Below are 591 nucleotides of genomic sequence, written 5' to 3' on the forward strand. Positions count from 1 at the left end.
CCGACCGTCTGTAGTCCCAGCACCGACTGCCAGACCGAGACCAACGCACGTTCTTGCGCGGTACGCGGCTCTGCATAATCCGCTCCGGTTTGCAAGCTACCTTCTGGTGCTGGCAGGGCCTTGCGGTCGATTTTGCCATTGGGACTCAGCGGCATTTGCTCCAGCTGTACAAAGTAGGACGGCACCATGTAGCTTGGCAGTTCCCGGCCCAGCTCACTTCTCAGCTCACTGGCACTGATTTCTTGCCCCGCGACATAGTACGCCACCATTTGGTTTTGGCCCATTTCGTCCGTGCGAGCCATAACTACCGCTTCGCGTACCGATTCCACTTGGAGCAGCTGCGTTTCGACCTCGCCCAGCTCAATCCGGTACCCCCGGATTTTCACCTGATGGTCGATCCGGCCCAAATATTCGATGTTGCCATCCGGCATCCATCTTGCCAAGTCCCCGGTGCGGTACATTCGTTCATACCCGGATTCCCCGCCGGCAAACGGATCTTTCACAAATTTCTCGGCCGTTAGCTCCGGACGGTTCAGATAGCCACGGGCTACGCCGACACCGCCGATGCATAGTTCCCCTGCAACGCCAATC

At 58.2% G+C, this 591-nt stretch carries 1 protein-coding gene; it reads right to left on the minus strand.

Annotation, left to right across the window (positions count from 1 at the left end; genetic code table 11):
- Positions 1 to 591: AMP-binding enzyme (locus tag ABEW32_RS24550; protein WP_430192674.1), on the minus strand; the 591-nt coding region annotated here is incomplete at both ends.

The organism is Paenibacillus jamilae, from assembly GCF_050482105.1.
In the GTDB taxonomy this organism is placed as follows: domain Bacteria; phylum Bacillota; class Bacilli; order Paenibacillales; family Paenibacillaceae; genus Paenibacillus; species Paenibacillus jamilae_B.